Origin of the sequence: Paraburkholderia sp. RL17-368-BIF-A, from assembly GCF_046054045.1 — a bacterium.
GTDB lineage: Bacteria > Pseudomonadota > Gammaproteobacteria > Burkholderiales > Burkholderiaceae > Paraburkholderia > Paraburkholderia graminis.
On record NZ_JARESN010000011.1, the window covers coordinates 196822 to 209131 of the forward strand.

At 62.5% G+C, this 12310-nt stretch carries 11 protein-coding genes; 5 read left to right on the plus strand and 6 right to left on the minus strand.

Translation table 11 applies throughout. The features are described 5' to 3' along the window. Nucleotides 1–241: 241 nt before the first annotated feature. Nucleotides 242–1540 (minus strand): YihY/virulence factor BrkB family protein, encoded by a 1299-nt coding sequence (locus P0D87_RS20400; protein WP_053860037.1) that lies wholly within the window; start codon nt 1538–1540, stop codon nt 242–244. Between the two features lie 223 nt (nt 1541–1763). Here P0D87_RS20400 and P0D87_RS20405 point away from each other — a divergent pair, with 223 nt between their 5' ends. After that, the gene (locus P0D87_RS20405; RefSeq protein ID WP_053860038.1) at nt 1764–2303 is read left to right on the plus strand and encodes a YbaK/EbsC family protein; all 540 of its coding nucleotides are present in this window, start codon (nt 1764–1766) and stop codon (nt 2301–2303) included. 91 nt (nt 2304–2394) lie between these two features. Here the strand turns inward: P0D87_RS20405 and P0D87_RS20410 are convergent, their stop codons facing one another. The 4 genes from P0D87_RS20410 to P0D87_RS20425 form a co-directional block, all read right to left on the minus strand. Further along, nucleotides 2395–2985 carry a BPSL1445 family SYLF domain-containing lipoprotein gene (locus P0D87_RS20410; protein WP_006049483.1) on the minus strand — a complete coding sequence of 197 codons (591 nt, stop codon included), beginning with the start codon at nt 2983–2985 and terminating at the stop codon, nt 2395–2397. A gap of 230 nt (nt 2986–3215) precedes the next feature. Continuing rightward, the gene (locus tag P0D87_RS20415) at nt 3216–4604 is read right to left on the minus strand and encodes an FAD-binding oxidoreductase (RefSeq protein WP_053860039.1); all 1389 of its coding nucleotides are present in this window, start codon (nt 4602–4604) and stop codon (nt 3216–3218) included. A gap of 340 nt (nt 4605–4944) precedes the next feature. Further along, on the minus strand, nt 4945–5607 hold the full coding sequence (pdeM, locus tag P0D87_RS20420) for a ligase-associated DNA damage response endonuclease PdeM (protein WP_053860040.1): 663 nt from the start codon (nt 5605–5607) through the stop codon (nt 4945–4947). Next, a complete protein-coding gene (locus P0D87_RS20425) occupies nt 5604–8261 on the minus strand; it encodes a ligase-associated DNA damage response DEXH box helicase (RefSeq protein WP_053860041.1) in 2658 nt (885 codons plus the stop codon). The genes pdeM and P0D87_RS20425 overlap by 4 nt, the downstream gene beginning before the upstream one ends. 225 nt (nt 8262–8486) lie before the next feature. Between P0D87_RS20425 and P0D87_RS20430 the strand changes: the two genes are divergently transcribed. From P0D87_RS20430 to P0D87_RS20440, 3 genes are all read left to right on the plus strand, one after another. Next, the gene (locus tag P0D87_RS20430; protein WP_053860815.1) at nt 8487–9344 is read left to right on the plus strand and encodes a carbon-nitrogen hydrolase family protein; all 858 of its coding nucleotides are present in this window, start codon (nt 8487–8489) and stop codon (nt 9342–9344) included. A 57-nt stretch (nt 9345–9401) separates the two neighbouring features. Beyond that, on the plus strand, nt 9402–9800 hold the full coding sequence (locus P0D87_RS20435) for an FKBP-type peptidyl-prolyl cis-trans isomerase (RefSeq protein WP_053860042.1): 399 nt from the start codon (nt 9402–9404) through the stop codon (nt 9798–9800). A 219-nt stretch (nt 9801–10019) separates the two neighbouring features. Next, on the plus strand, nt 10020–11093 hold the full coding sequence (locus P0D87_RS20440) for a DUF6765 family protein (RefSeq protein WP_053860043.1): 1074 nt from the start codon (nt 10020–10022) through the stop codon (nt 11091–11093). Nucleotides 11094–11213: 120 nt separating this feature from the next. On the opposite strand, the gene P0D87_RS20445 is transcribed toward P0D87_RS20440, so the two are convergent. Continuing rightward, entirely contained in the window at nt 11214–11519 is a 306-nt protein-coding gene (locus P0D87_RS20445) for a hypothetical protein (RefSeq protein ID WP_053860044.1), read from the minus strand. Nucleotides 11520–11766: 247 nt separating this feature from the next. On the opposite strand from P0D87_RS20445, the gene P0D87_RS20450 reads away from it, so the two are divergent. Further along, nucleotides 11767–12105, plus strand: a complete 339-nt coding sequence (locus P0D87_RS20450; protein ID WP_053860045.1) for a hypothetical protein — start codon at nt 11767–11769, stop codon at nt 12103–12105. The last annotated feature ends 205 nt before the right edge of the window (nt 12106–12310 follow it).

A 12310-nucleotide genomic window follows, 5' to 3' on the forward strand; every position in this document is an offset into this window, starting at 1 on the left:
GGCAATATTGATTCGTTGCATTCGCATTATTGTTGTTTCGTTGACGATGAACGTTTGAGTGTGCCTACTTCCCGCATTTATTTGTAATAGATATGTAATGAAGTCGTCTAGCGAAGCGACGGCGGCGGGAGCGCGCCCAAGCGGCGCCATGCATTTTGGCCGAAAAGGGGAGTAGACAGACGGGTGCGATTGTGATCCACACGCACCAACAAGGTGCGGCGCTGATTGTGCAACCGCCGGGCTATTTGGAACCGTCGTCGTCCGCGCGTGTGTGCCGCGCCATGCGGGCCGCCGCGAGGCCGGCGGCCGCGGCCAGCGCGACCGACCTCCACGGATGCTCGCGCACGTAGCGATTCGCCGCGACCGCTTTGCGGCTCGCGCCAAGCAGCGTAACGGCCGCCAGATGCGTCGCGCCCGCTTCGGCGGAAAGCACCGAGCGTCCGACGCCGAGCGCCTTCGCGCCTACCGATGCTTTTGCGTGTGTCTCGAACCGCGGCGGTTCAGCTTCGGCGGACACAGCGCCCATCCTCGAAGCCCGCGCGTCGCCCGAATCGGACGAACCGGCGTGCAACGCCGCGCCGCCCGGAACCGTCGACGCCGCCAGCACCGACGCCAGCTTCGCGCGGCTGCCCGGCGGCGCGTCGGGCTGCATGCCCCAACCGCCGCGCGGGTCGTTCAACCGGCCGCGCGCCGCCGAAAATTCCGCGCCGAGCAGCAGCACCGCCGCGGAAAAGTACAGCCACATCAGCAGCACCGCGAGCGATCCGGCCGCGCCGAACGAACTCGCCATGCCGGCGTGCGCGAGGTACAGCGCGAACAGCTTCTTGCCCGCCGAAAACAGCACCGCCGCGACCACGCCGCCGACCAGCGCATCGCGCCAACGCACGCTCGCGTCGGGCAGAAACTTCAGCAAGCCGGCGAACGCGAACGCCAGCACGAGCAAGCCGACGCCGAGTTGCAGCAGATTGCCGATCACCACATAAGGCGAGTCGCCCCACAGCCACTTGCCGACATACGTGATCACCGTATCGAGCACGAGCGAGACGATCAGCAGAAACGCGACGCCGAGCACGAGCCCGAACGAGATCAGCCGCACGCGCACCAGCGCAAGCACGCTCGACGTGCGCGGACCGGTGTACGGCCATACGACGTTGAGCGCGCTGTTAAGCGAAGAGAAAGTGGCCGACGCGCCGATCGCCAGCATCGTGAACGAGATGATCGCGGCCACGCCGCCCGCGCTGCCGCTGTGATGCGCGTTTTCGACGATGGTCTGCACGCCTGCCGCGGCCTGGTCGCCGAGCAGTCCGTGGATGTGGTCGAAGAGTTCGCCGCGCGCGGCCTCGGCGCCGAAGAACCAGCCGGCCACGGCGATCACCATGACGAGCGTCGGCGCCAAAGAAAACGCGGCGTAGAACGCGATGCTCGCTGCCAGCGCAGTGCAGCGGTCTTCGGAAAACTGCTTGAGTGCTCCGATCGCCCAGTTCGCCTGCGTGCGAGCCATGTGCTGGAGGTTGCCGGCGGAAAGCGTGTCGATGTCCATGGTCGAAGTCTCACTGGTTCGGGCGGTGCGCACGCGCGAGCCGCTCGGGCCGGCCGGACGCAGCCTCCGTATGGCCGTCGTTCGCAAGCGTTGTGCCTGTGACTATAGCAAGCGCACTGGCCGCACGCCGCATTGCACACCCCGCCGCGCGCCGCATTGCATGCCGTACCGCGCGCATGCCGCTAGAATGCGATGGCCTTCCTCTCTACTTCTCTCCATCGCCATGCATTCGCACGAAGCCGTAAAGCAGTTGGACGTGATCCCCGCCGATGAACTCGCCACGCGTTTGCCGCCGCAAGTGCTCGCGCAGTTGCCGCAACAGGGCGTCACGGTTTTCTCCGTCACCGACGACGCGTCGGACACCGCCGCCTTCAGCGCGCGCTATGGCTTCGGTCTCGAGGACTGCGCGAATACGATCGTCGTGCGCTACAAGAAGGACGGCGGCGAGCACTATGCGGCGCTCGTTTCGCTCGGGTCGCTGCGGCTCGACATCAACGGCGCGGTGAAGGCGGCGCTCGGCGCGCAGCGGCTGTCGTTCGCGAAGCGTGAGCTTGCGGTCGAACTGAGCGGCATGGAGTTCGGCGGCATTACGGTTTTCGGCTTGCCGCAGGACTGGCGCATTCTCGTCGATGCCGCCGTCATGGAGCGCGCGCAGATCGTCATGGGCGCGGGCATTCGCGCGGCCAAACTGCTGCTCGCGCCGGACGTGTTGCGTCAATGGCCGCGCTGCGAAGTGGCGCAGATGACGCTCGCGGCGGAGTAACTATCGCCGGTTAAGTGAGTGACTGAGTGACTGACTGAGTAATGCAGAAGCGCCACGCGGTCCGCACAGCGGCCGCGTGGCTTGTCGACGATCAGATGATGAGGCGCGACACCTTCGTACCTTCCAGCGATACGCCCGCCATCAAGCCGCCGTTGGTCAGCACGAATGCTTCGACCGGGCTTGTGGCCGTCGATGTGTCGATCGCGCCGTTCGCGCCGACCTTGAGCACCGCGACGGTTGCGTCGGCGCCCGCTGCCCAGCCCTGGCTATTGAGGAATTTGTCGAGTGCTTCCTGCGTCATGAACAGGAAGATAAGCGCTTTCGACTGCGCGCCGATCTGCAAGCCAAACGATCCCGCCACCGTGCTGTAGTAGCCGGTCGTGCGACCGCCCACGCGCAGCCCGCCTTCGCCGTATTGGCCGCCGACCCAGAAGCCCGCCGAGATCACCGACGGAAACACCAGCACGCCGCGCGCTTTCGCCACGAGTTCGCGCGAACCGCCGACGTTCGCGTAGAGACGCGAAAGCGTGGAGTCGATACCCGCGTTGATCGTGTCGCGCTTGTTGGCGTTCGCGGACGCCGACGTGCCCGACGACCCTGACGTGGTGGTGCAACCGGCGAGGCCGAGGCCCGCGGTAGCGAAAGCCGCGCCGGCCGTCGTGATGAATTGTCGTCTGCGCATGATAGTTGTCCTTTTACGTTATCGAGGCGGTTTTTGTTTATGGATCAAAATGTAATGCTGTGACGTTGGCCAATAGGGCCAGCATCAATGATAAAGCAGCATTTGCCGTGCCTGATCCATGCCGCCCGCGCAAAGGGACATTCATGCGTCGGGTGCGAGGAATCCGCGCTGAGACTCGCGCGGGTTCCTCAGCGGATTCCTCAGCGGGTTCCTTTATTCGCTGCCACGCATTACATGGCGGGACGAATGTTCTGGTTATGACGGAAGAGGTTCTGCGGATCGTAGCGGCTCTTCACCGCGACGAGCCGTTCGAAGTTCGGGCCGTATGCATCGGCGACGCGGCTCGCTTCTTCCTGCGTCATGAAGTTCACGTAGACGCTGCCGAGCGAGAACGGCGCTGCCTGCTCGAAGAATGCACGAGCCCACGCGATGCAACGTTCGTCGTCGGCGGGCTCTTCCCAGCGGCCATGCACGTTCATCGCGTATTGCGTGTCGCGGCTCGAGTAGGCGGTCGCATTCACCGGCACGCGTTGCGTTTGCGCGCCGATCTGCCCGAAGAAAATCTCGCACTGTGGAGAAGGCAGATTCTCGATCGACTGAAGCAGTGCATCGATCAGACCATCGTCGATATTGGCGAGGTTGTGCGACTTCCAGTAGTTGCGCGATCCGGGCGCGAGCAGCGGATCGAATGCCTGTTGCCACATCGCATACGGCATTTCGCCGAGATGTTCGCCGACGGGCGTGCCGAACGTCTTCACTTGCGCGACCGCCGAAGGACCGTTTGCGATCGGGCCGGTGTAGCACATCGGGAAGATGATCACCGGCTTGCCGTGTACTTCGGCGGGCAGGAATGGCAGCGGCGGCGCGAGCCGTAGCACTGCCCACACGCTCAGGTCGTCGGGCATCTGCGCGGCTGCCGCGCGATATTTGACGAGCGCGTCTCTCGCCTCGGCGAACGGCAGCACGACGAGCCCGCCGTACACCATCGGTCCGACGGAATGCAGTGCGAATTCGAACGACGTGACCACGCCGAAATTGCCGCCGCCGCCACGAATCGCCCAGAACAGATCTTCATTCGATTCGGCGCTGGCGCGAAGCAGTTCGCCTTCGGCGGTGACCACGTCGGCTGAAATCAGATTGTCGATCGTCATGCCGTATTTGCGGCTGAGCCAGCCGAAGCCGCCGCCGAGCGTCAAGCCCGCGACGCCCGTGGTCGAATTGATGCCGAGCGGTGTCGCGAGTCCAAAGGCTTGCGCTTCGTGATCGAAGTCCGCGAGCGTTGCGCCCGGTCCCACATACGCGCGTCTTGCAATCGGATCGATTCGCACGGACTTCATCTGCGAGAAGTCCATCACGAGACCGTCTTCGCATAGCGCGCTGCCGGCAATGTTATGACCGCCGCCGCGAAGCGCAAGCGGCAGATCATTCGCGCGCGCGAACGCGATGCCGCGACGCACGTCGGCGACGCCGGCGCAGCGCAGAATCATCGCCGGGCGGCAGTCGATCATTGCATTCCAGATGCTGCGGGCTTCGTTGAAACCGGGATCGTCGGGCAGTACTAGCTGCCCACGTATGGCGGTTTTCAGTTCTTCGATGGCGCTGCTCGACACTTGAGCCATGGCTTGTCTCCTGGTGTTGTAAGGGCGCTTTTTCAAGCGCTGTCGGCTGACCCAAGCAGACCGAAAGAATGTTGACAGCCTGGTTCAGCGTCCAGTAAACGGCGAGCTTCGCGCTACTCAAACGCACGTAAACCCGCGTGCGCTTCGCTGTTTGCTGCGAAGCACGCGCAGCGTGCCTTTGCGAGCGTGTATCGCCGACAACGGAATGCCGGCGCCGCGAATGGTGCATGTGCTTGCGGAAAAGATCGCGTGTGAAAGTGTTGGCGAACTCTGCTAATAGCGGAGTTCTGGCGTGACAGGTATGACGAAACTCGCGTGAGTCGCGCGTTGCGTGAAAGGCTCAGCGCGGCACTTCAATGACCTTGTCGTGAGCCACGACGAAAACCCTTTCTCCACTCACGCGGCCGTCGTCGCGCGCACCGCCGGTAAAGCTGCCGAATGCGGGCAGCACGCCGCCTTGTACGCCGAAACGAAAACACGGCACGCGAACCGAGTCGTTGCGCGTCGCGATTCGATAGACAGGATGCAGATGGCCGGCGAGCGCGTACGCGCCGTCGACGGTCTGCGGGTGATGACACAGCGCCCACGGTCCAACGCGCCACGGCTCCAGCACAAGTTCCACATTGAGCGTACCAGGCAACGCGCCCGCATGCCGATCGTGATTGCCTTCTACGAGCACGATTCGCAATCTCGGATGCCGCGCGCGCCAGACATGCAATGCATCGAGAATCTCTTCGGCGTGCGCCTCGCGTGCATGCAGCAGATCGCCGAGAAAGACGAGCGTGGACGGTTCGAATTCGGCGATCAGTATGTCCAGACGCATCAGGTTGTCGGCAGTGGAACCGATGGGCACCGGCACGCCGCGCGCACGAAACACGGCGTCCTTGCCGAAATGCGCATCGGCGACGAAAAGACAGCGCAGCGCGGGATCGAAGGCCGCGCGCAAGCTCGACAGCACGAGCGGATGGCCGGCAATTTCAACGGGCAACGACGCAGGCTTCATACGCGGGCCGCCTTCTCGAGTTCCGCAAGCATGCGCTGTACGCGATCCGCGAGCTTCTCTGTACTGACTTTCTCGCGCAGGCGTCCGACGATAAGCGGAAACGCAAAGGGAGTCGGTTTTTTCGGATGCATGAGAACGAGGCGGCTCGCGTTCATTCGTTCTAGCGCGCTACGAATGCGTTTCGCGTCGAGTTCCTGCAATAGCACTTCGGTATCAGCCTGATCGAGTAACAGATTGCCGCTGTCATGATTGCGGAAGATCTCATAGAAAAGGCCGCTGGAGGCCTGCAATTGCCGGGCGCTTTTCTGCTGCCCTGGATGTCCCTGAAACACGAGCCCCGACACGCGCGCAATTTCGCGGAATCGTCGTCGAGACAACTCCGACGAATTGAGGCTCGCCAGAATGTCGTGATCGAGTTGTTCCGCCGAGAGCAATTCACTCTCCAATGCCGCGGCCCAGTCGAATGGTTGCGCGGACAACAGCTCGAAACCATAGTCGTTCATTGAAATAGAAAAAGTACCGGGCTTCTCTCGCGCGATTCTCCAGGCGAGCAATGCGCCAAGACCGATATGCGCGGTGCGCCCCGCAAATGGATAACAGAAGAAGTGATGCCCTTCGCGCGACTTGAGTACTTCGGCCACCAGCAAACCGGGCTGCGGCAGAGCCGACCATTTCTGCTGCAATTCGAGCAGCGGCCGAACGGCGCGCATCTCGGGTTCGTCATAGATGCCGCCGGCGGCGCGCGCGAGCATCGTCAACGTCGCCTCGGCGAGTTCCGAGGAGAGCGGCATGCGGCTGCCTGCCCATTGCGGCATCGCGCCGCGTGCCGAGGTCGCGCGTTTGACCCACGCAGTCATGTCCTGCACGCGAATCAATTCGAGCGCACGTCCGCCGAAGGTAAAAATATCGCCGGGTTTCAGCCGCGAAATAAACGACTCTTCGATTGCGCCTATGCGGCCGCCCGCCAGATACGCGACATTCAGCGTGCCGTTCGCGACGATGGTGCCGACGTTGTTGCGATGCCGCCGCACGAGATCTTCGCGCGGCACGCGGTACAGGCCGTCGTTTTCGCGCACCACGCGGTGGTAGTCCGGATACGCGCGCAACGCGGTGCCGCCGCCTTCGACGAAACCTAATGCCCAATCGAATTCACTTTGCGTCAGATGCCGGTACGCGTACGTCGTGCGAACTTCGTCGTAGAGATCGCGCGCATCGAAGCCCCCGCCAATTGCCACTGTCACCAGGTGCTGGACGAGTACATCAAACGGTTTGTCCGGCGTTTCGCGGCTTTCTATTTGCCGCTTCGCGACTGCCTCGCGCGCGGCGGCCGCTTCGACGAGTTCCAGCGCGTGCGTGGGCACGATGGTCACGCGCGACGGCCGTCCCGGCGCGTGACCCGAGCGGCCGGCGCGCTGCATCAAACGCGCGACGCCTTTCGGCGAGCCGATCTGAAACACGCGCTCCACAGGCAGAAAGTCGACGCCGAGATCCAGGCTCGATGTGCATACAACGACCTTTAGCAAGCCGTTCTTCAAGCCGCGCTCGACCCACTCGCGCACTTCCTGATCGAGCGAACCATGATGCAACGCAATTGCGCCGGCCCATTGCGGACGCGCTTCGAGCAGCGCCTGATACCAGACTTCGCATTGCGAGCGCGTGTTGGTAAATACGAGCGATGTCTGCGCGTCGCCGATTGCATCGGCCACGGCCTCGACCTGGCGCATTCCCATATGACCGCCCCAAGGAAATCGCTCGATCGTCTCGGGAATAACCGTGTCCACGATCAATGCCTTCGGCAGCTTGCCGTGCACGCTGACACGCGGGGTTCGGACCGGGGAGAGCAGTACATCGGCGGCGAAGGGAAGGTTGCCGAGCGTCGCCGACAACCCCCATATCTGCAAATCGGGCCGCCAATGCGCGAGCCGCGCCAGCGCCAGTTGTGTCTGCGTGCCGCGCTTGTTGCCGAGCAGTTCATGCCATTCGTCGACGACCACGAGCTTTACGTGCGAGAGTACTTCGCGCGCATCGGGTCTCGTCAGGATCAGCGACAGACTCTCGGGCGTCGTAATCAGCGCTGACGGCATGCGCCGGTTCTGCCGCGCGCGTTCGGCGGAGGACGTGTCGCCGGTTCGCAAGCCCACCGTCCACGGCACGGCCAGTTCGATCGCTGAGCTTTGCAGTGCGCGTGCCGTATCGGCGGCAAGGGCGCGCATCGGCGTGATCCAGAGGACGGTGAGCGGCTCGGGCTGCATGCTTGTGGCGCGCCGACGCGTCGCCGCTGAATGGGAAGGTACGGCTCGCGCGAACGCGGCAAGCGCGCCGAACCAGATGGCCCACGTCTTGCCCGCGCCCGTGGTTGCATGCAGCAAGCCGCTCGCGCCTCGCTCCATCTCGCGCCACACCTCGCGCTGAAAATCGAACGGCTGCCAACGCCGCGCTTCGAACCACGCATGCAGCTTCCCGGCGAAAGGGCGCCGCGCCGCCTCTTCGTCGATGGAAAACGGCAGCGGCTCGAATGCCGGCTCGCGAGCGTCGAGCCGCGCCTGTTGCTCGCGGCTGCGCGGAATGCGTCGCGGTCGTGGCGCGCGGGGTCGCTCCGGCACGGCCGAAGGCGGCGCACTGTCCTGCTTGTCGGGATCGACCGGCTCGTTCATTGAAAGTTGAAAGCGCTCGTTGGCATCGGGTTGCGCACGACGATACTTCGCCGTACCTCTTCTACGTGGACCGCGCGCGCAAAGCGCTGGTTCAAGAGAATTGCGCTGACACGCCGCCGCGGTCCATGTTTAAATGCCTCGCTTCAGACGCGCGGGCTCCCGCCATTGGCCATCCGCAATCGGGTCCGCGCTGAACCTGCGCTCGATTCAATAAGGGAGTTGACGGTGAATAACAAGTTCGCAGCGTTGCCCCGATCACCCCTGCAAATTGCGGCCGCGCAAGCGCAACCGGTTTGCGGAGACGTGACGGCAAACATCATGAAGACGGTCGAATTGACCGGTCTTGCCGCCGATCGCGGTGCCCAACTGGTGGTTTTTCCCGAGAAGTTCCTGAGCGGCTATGAACCCGGCCTGATCGCCGGCGACCCAGCGCAATACGCATTCGAACTCGCCGATGCACGTCTCGATCCGATCCGCGAGATTTGCCGCCGACGCGGCATTGCGGCAATTGTCGGCGCGGCCACGCGCGGCGCGGACGGCCTGCATATTTCGTCGCTCGTATTCGATTGCCGCGGCGAGGACGCAAAGCCGTATCACAAGCAGTATCTATATAGAAGCGAAACGGAAGTCTACCGGCCGGGCACGCAAGGCTGCATGCTCGAACTCGACGGATGGCGGCTCGCACTCGGCGTGTGCTACGACTCGGGCTTTCCCGAGCACGCGCGCATGGCGGCCGTAAACGGCGCGCACGCCTATCTCGTGAGCGGGCTCTTTAGCGTGAAGTCCGGCTATCACCAGTCGCGCATCTGGTTCCCCGCACGCGCGTTCGACAATACGATGTATGTGTTGCTGTCGAATCATGTCGGCATGACCGGCGGCTGGGACACATGCGGTGCGAGCGCAATCTGGAGTCCCTATGGCGATGTGATCGAAGAAGCCAGCCGCGAACGCGAAGAAGTCATCGTCGCGCGGCTCGACCCGGCCGTGCTTGCCGACGTCCGCGAACGGGAAACGGCGCTGGCGGATTTCGTCGCGCATGGCGATATGGCGGCCGATAACGTTGCGGTGCTGCGGCTGGATTAGCAGCGCCCTCTATTCCGTGCGCTAGAATGAACCGTACTACCCATCTGGAGATTCGTTTTGAAATCTATCGTTGCTCTGCTTGCCGCTACTGTACTTTCGTCGACGGCGATGGCTGCCGCTTCTACTGAGAAGTTGCCTTCGGGCGTGGTTGTCGAACACCTCGTGCAAGGCACCGGCGCGCAGCCGGCCGCCACCGATGTCGTGAAGGTCAACTATCGCGGCACGCTTGCGAACGGCACTGAATTCGACGCGTCCGCGAAACACGGCGGTCCGGCAACGTTCCCGCTGAACCGCGTGATTCCGTGCTGGACGCAGGGCGTGCAAACCATGAAAGTGGGCGGCAAGGCAAAACTGACGTGCCCAGCCGTCACCGCCTACGGCAGCCGCGCCGTGGGCACGATTCCGCCGAACAGCGACTTGACGTTCGAAGTCGAGCTGGTCGACATCGTCAAATAAGGCGCGACGTGCGCTGAAACGCAACCCCGCAACGGATAACGTTGCGGGGTTTTTTTATGGGCTGCAGTGGCCCGCAGTGGCCCGCAGTCGGATAGAGGATGGAATAAAACACGACAACACCGCGTAGGGCATAAAGAACGACGTCTTTTCAACTCGCCGCCTACTCGCTCGTTTACCAGTGCTGTTGTAGCCATTCATCGTGCATGAGGAGAATCTGCCATGAATATCGACTTTCATTACGGCGTGGTCTATATCGTCGCGCGAGTTGGCGGAATGACGCCGAGCCAGGCGCTGACCGTCGCCCATGCGTGCCAGTATGTCGACGATGCAACCACGCCGGGCATCCTGCGTTTTCAGGGCGGCGAGACGTTCGAACGCTTCGCCACCGCGCACAAGACCTTCGACTATGCGAATACAGAGAACGACCAGAACCGGCTCGTGTGGGCGCCGTTTCATTTTCTGCCGGCAGGAGAGGGCGCGACGCTCGACGAAAAAGCCGTGTGCCGCGCGGACAGCACGGTCGCGCGCGAGGTGGTGCGGCGCGCTATCCGGCAGCGCAGCACGGAGATGGGCTTGCATCGTCTCGGCGTGACGCTGCATACGTATGTGGATACGTGGGCGCATCAGGGGTTCGCGGGCATCGAAAGTCCGGGCAACCGGGTTCATTCTCTCGAGGCGCAAGATTGCACGCGCACGGGCTGGCTCGAGAATCTCACGCTCGCCATGCAGCACCTGGTGCAGCACGTCGAAGCCGATGTGCTGACGCTTGCGCTACCTGTGGGCCACGGCGCCGCGTTGCATTATCCCGATCAGCCGTGGGCGAAGTGGCATTACATCGACGGCAGGAATATGTTCATACAGCGACACAACCTGCCGGAGTTTGTCGAAGCCGCCGACATGGCGTGCCGCGCGGTTCGCGCGTATGTGGCCGGGCGCGAAGACTTCGAAAACGAAGAGGGCATGCCGCAAAACGTGAAAGCGACGCTCACCGAATTGCTCGATACCAACCGGATCATGGACGACAACGAGCGGTTGCGGGCGATCTGCGAGTTCGTGAAGGAGGGCGGCATTCCCGGCCTGAAAGAGGCCATTCCGGACTATGTGCCGAAGGGAGTCGGCTCATGGAAGTACAAAGCCACCGGTCTTCGCGCGGAAGACGACTCCGGCGAAAAGCCCGTGTGGAGCGAGGCATTCGAAAAGAGCGACTACCGGCTCTTTCATGACGCGGTAAAACAGCACCGTTTCGTGACGACTCAGGAAGTGCTGCCGGCTCACGGCCTGCGAATCGCATGATGCGTTCATGCGCGAATGAGTAGAGACCGCCAAGCGGGCGGCCTCTTTATGTCTTTATGGCCCGGTTTCAGATGAAAGTACTGACCGCCCCGCCCGAACGCTCAAAGCGATAGCGCCGCCTCAATAACCCCAGCGTTGCCGCTCGCGCCATTCATGCTCGCGCCAGTGCTCGCGGCGCCATTCGCGTTCCCGCCATTCGCGGCGTTCGCGCCACGCGTCGCGGCCGTCATAAGCGCGATAACCGCCATAGGCTACCGCGACCGGGGCAGGGCCGTACGCAACCGGAGGCGCCACATAAACGGGCTGCGGCGCATAGACGCCGACCGGAATGCCGACGCCGACGGCGAGATTCACATGGGCAGAAGCAACCGACGATGCGGCGAGAACTGCCAGACCGAGTGCTGCGCCAACGATCTTCTTGTTCATTTTCCTTCTCCTTGCACTTGAAGTGCGCTGCCAAAGCTTTGTCTCGATGGACGGCTGAAGTGTAGAAGCGCGCCCACGACACAGGTGAAACAGCGCTGCGAGATTGGTAACGCACGGTTACGGCCACTGCGGCGTTAAAAAATGAACTCGAAGCCTTTGAATCTCCGAATGCTTGCCTATAGTAGAAGCGGCTCTTGCCGCAATGCACAGTGCCGCCTTTTCTCGATACAGGTGACGGGGAACCGACATGACGCCATCGAATGCCGCGATCTATCAGGCCCAGACTTGCACGCCCGAGTCGCTGCGAATTCTGGCGGCCTATCTTGAACTGGCGCTCGACGAGGGCGAAAGCGTCGTTCTCATGAGAATTGGAGCGCACGTGCGCAGTGTTTATATCGGCGATCCGTCCGCTTCTCTGGAAGATTTGCGCGATGAGGGCGTGGTACAGGCCGGGCAGGCTGACGAGATTCTCGCGCTGACCCGCATAGGACTTAACCGGATCACCGCCGATGGCCAGCAGTATCGCTTTTTGCGCAGCGTCAGATACATTGCGGACCGTCAGGTTGTCGTTTTTACCCCGACCTGAGCGGTCCGGCAACAATTGGAAAGAAAGAGAGCGCCGGAATAAAGAAAGAAGCAACGCGTAATAAAGAGTCCATAAAAAGTGGCACAGGCAAAGAACGAATGCATGCTAAAGGCGTCTATCGATTGCATCGAAGAGAACTTTTTGTATTCCGCACGCGTAGAGCAAGTCAGAATTCGGTTTTTTATGGCCATCCGGCTACGCCGTT

What these genes read in the sequence shown, in the direction of transcription:
- P0D87_RS20445 (WP_053860044.1), bottom strand. Translation starts at nt 11,519, where the DNA reads ATGAACAAGAAGATCGTTGGCGCAGCACTCGGTCTGGCAGTTCTCGCC.
- P0D87_RS20410 (WP_006049483.1), bottom strand. Translation starts at nt 2,985, where the DNA reads ATGCGCAGACGACAATTCATCACGACGGCCGGCGCGGCTTTCGCTACC.
- P0D87_RS20450 (WP_053860045.1), top strand. Translation starts at nt 11,767, where the DNA reads ATGACGCCATCGAATGCCGCGATCTATCAGGCCCAGACTTGCACGCCC.
- P0D87_RS20440 (WP_053860043.1), top strand. Translation starts at nt 10,020, where the DNA reads ATGAATATCGACTTTCATTACGGCGTGGTCTATATCGTCGCGCGAGTT.
- P0D87_RS20415 (WP_053860039.1), bottom strand. Translation starts at nt 4,604, where the DNA reads ATGGCTCAAGTGTCGAGCAGCGCCATCGAAGAACTGAAAACCGCCATA.
- P0D87_RS20400 (WP_053860037.1), bottom strand. Translation starts at nt 1,540, where the DNA reads ATGGACATCGACACGCTTTCCGCCGGCAACCTCCAGCACATGGCTCGC.
- P0D87_RS20405 (WP_053860038.1), top strand. Translation starts at nt 1,764, where the DNA reads ATGCATTCGCACGAAGCCGTAAAGCAGTTGGACGTGATCCCCGCCGAT.
- P0D87_RS20425 (WP_053860041.1), bottom strand. Translation starts at nt 8,261, where the DNA reads ATGAACGAGCCGGTCGATCCCGACAAGCAGGACAGTGCGCCGCCTTCG.
- pdeM (WP_053860040.1), bottom strand. Translation starts at nt 5,607, where the DNA reads ATGAAGCCTGCGTCGTTGCCCGTTGAAATTGCCGGCCATCCGCTCGTG.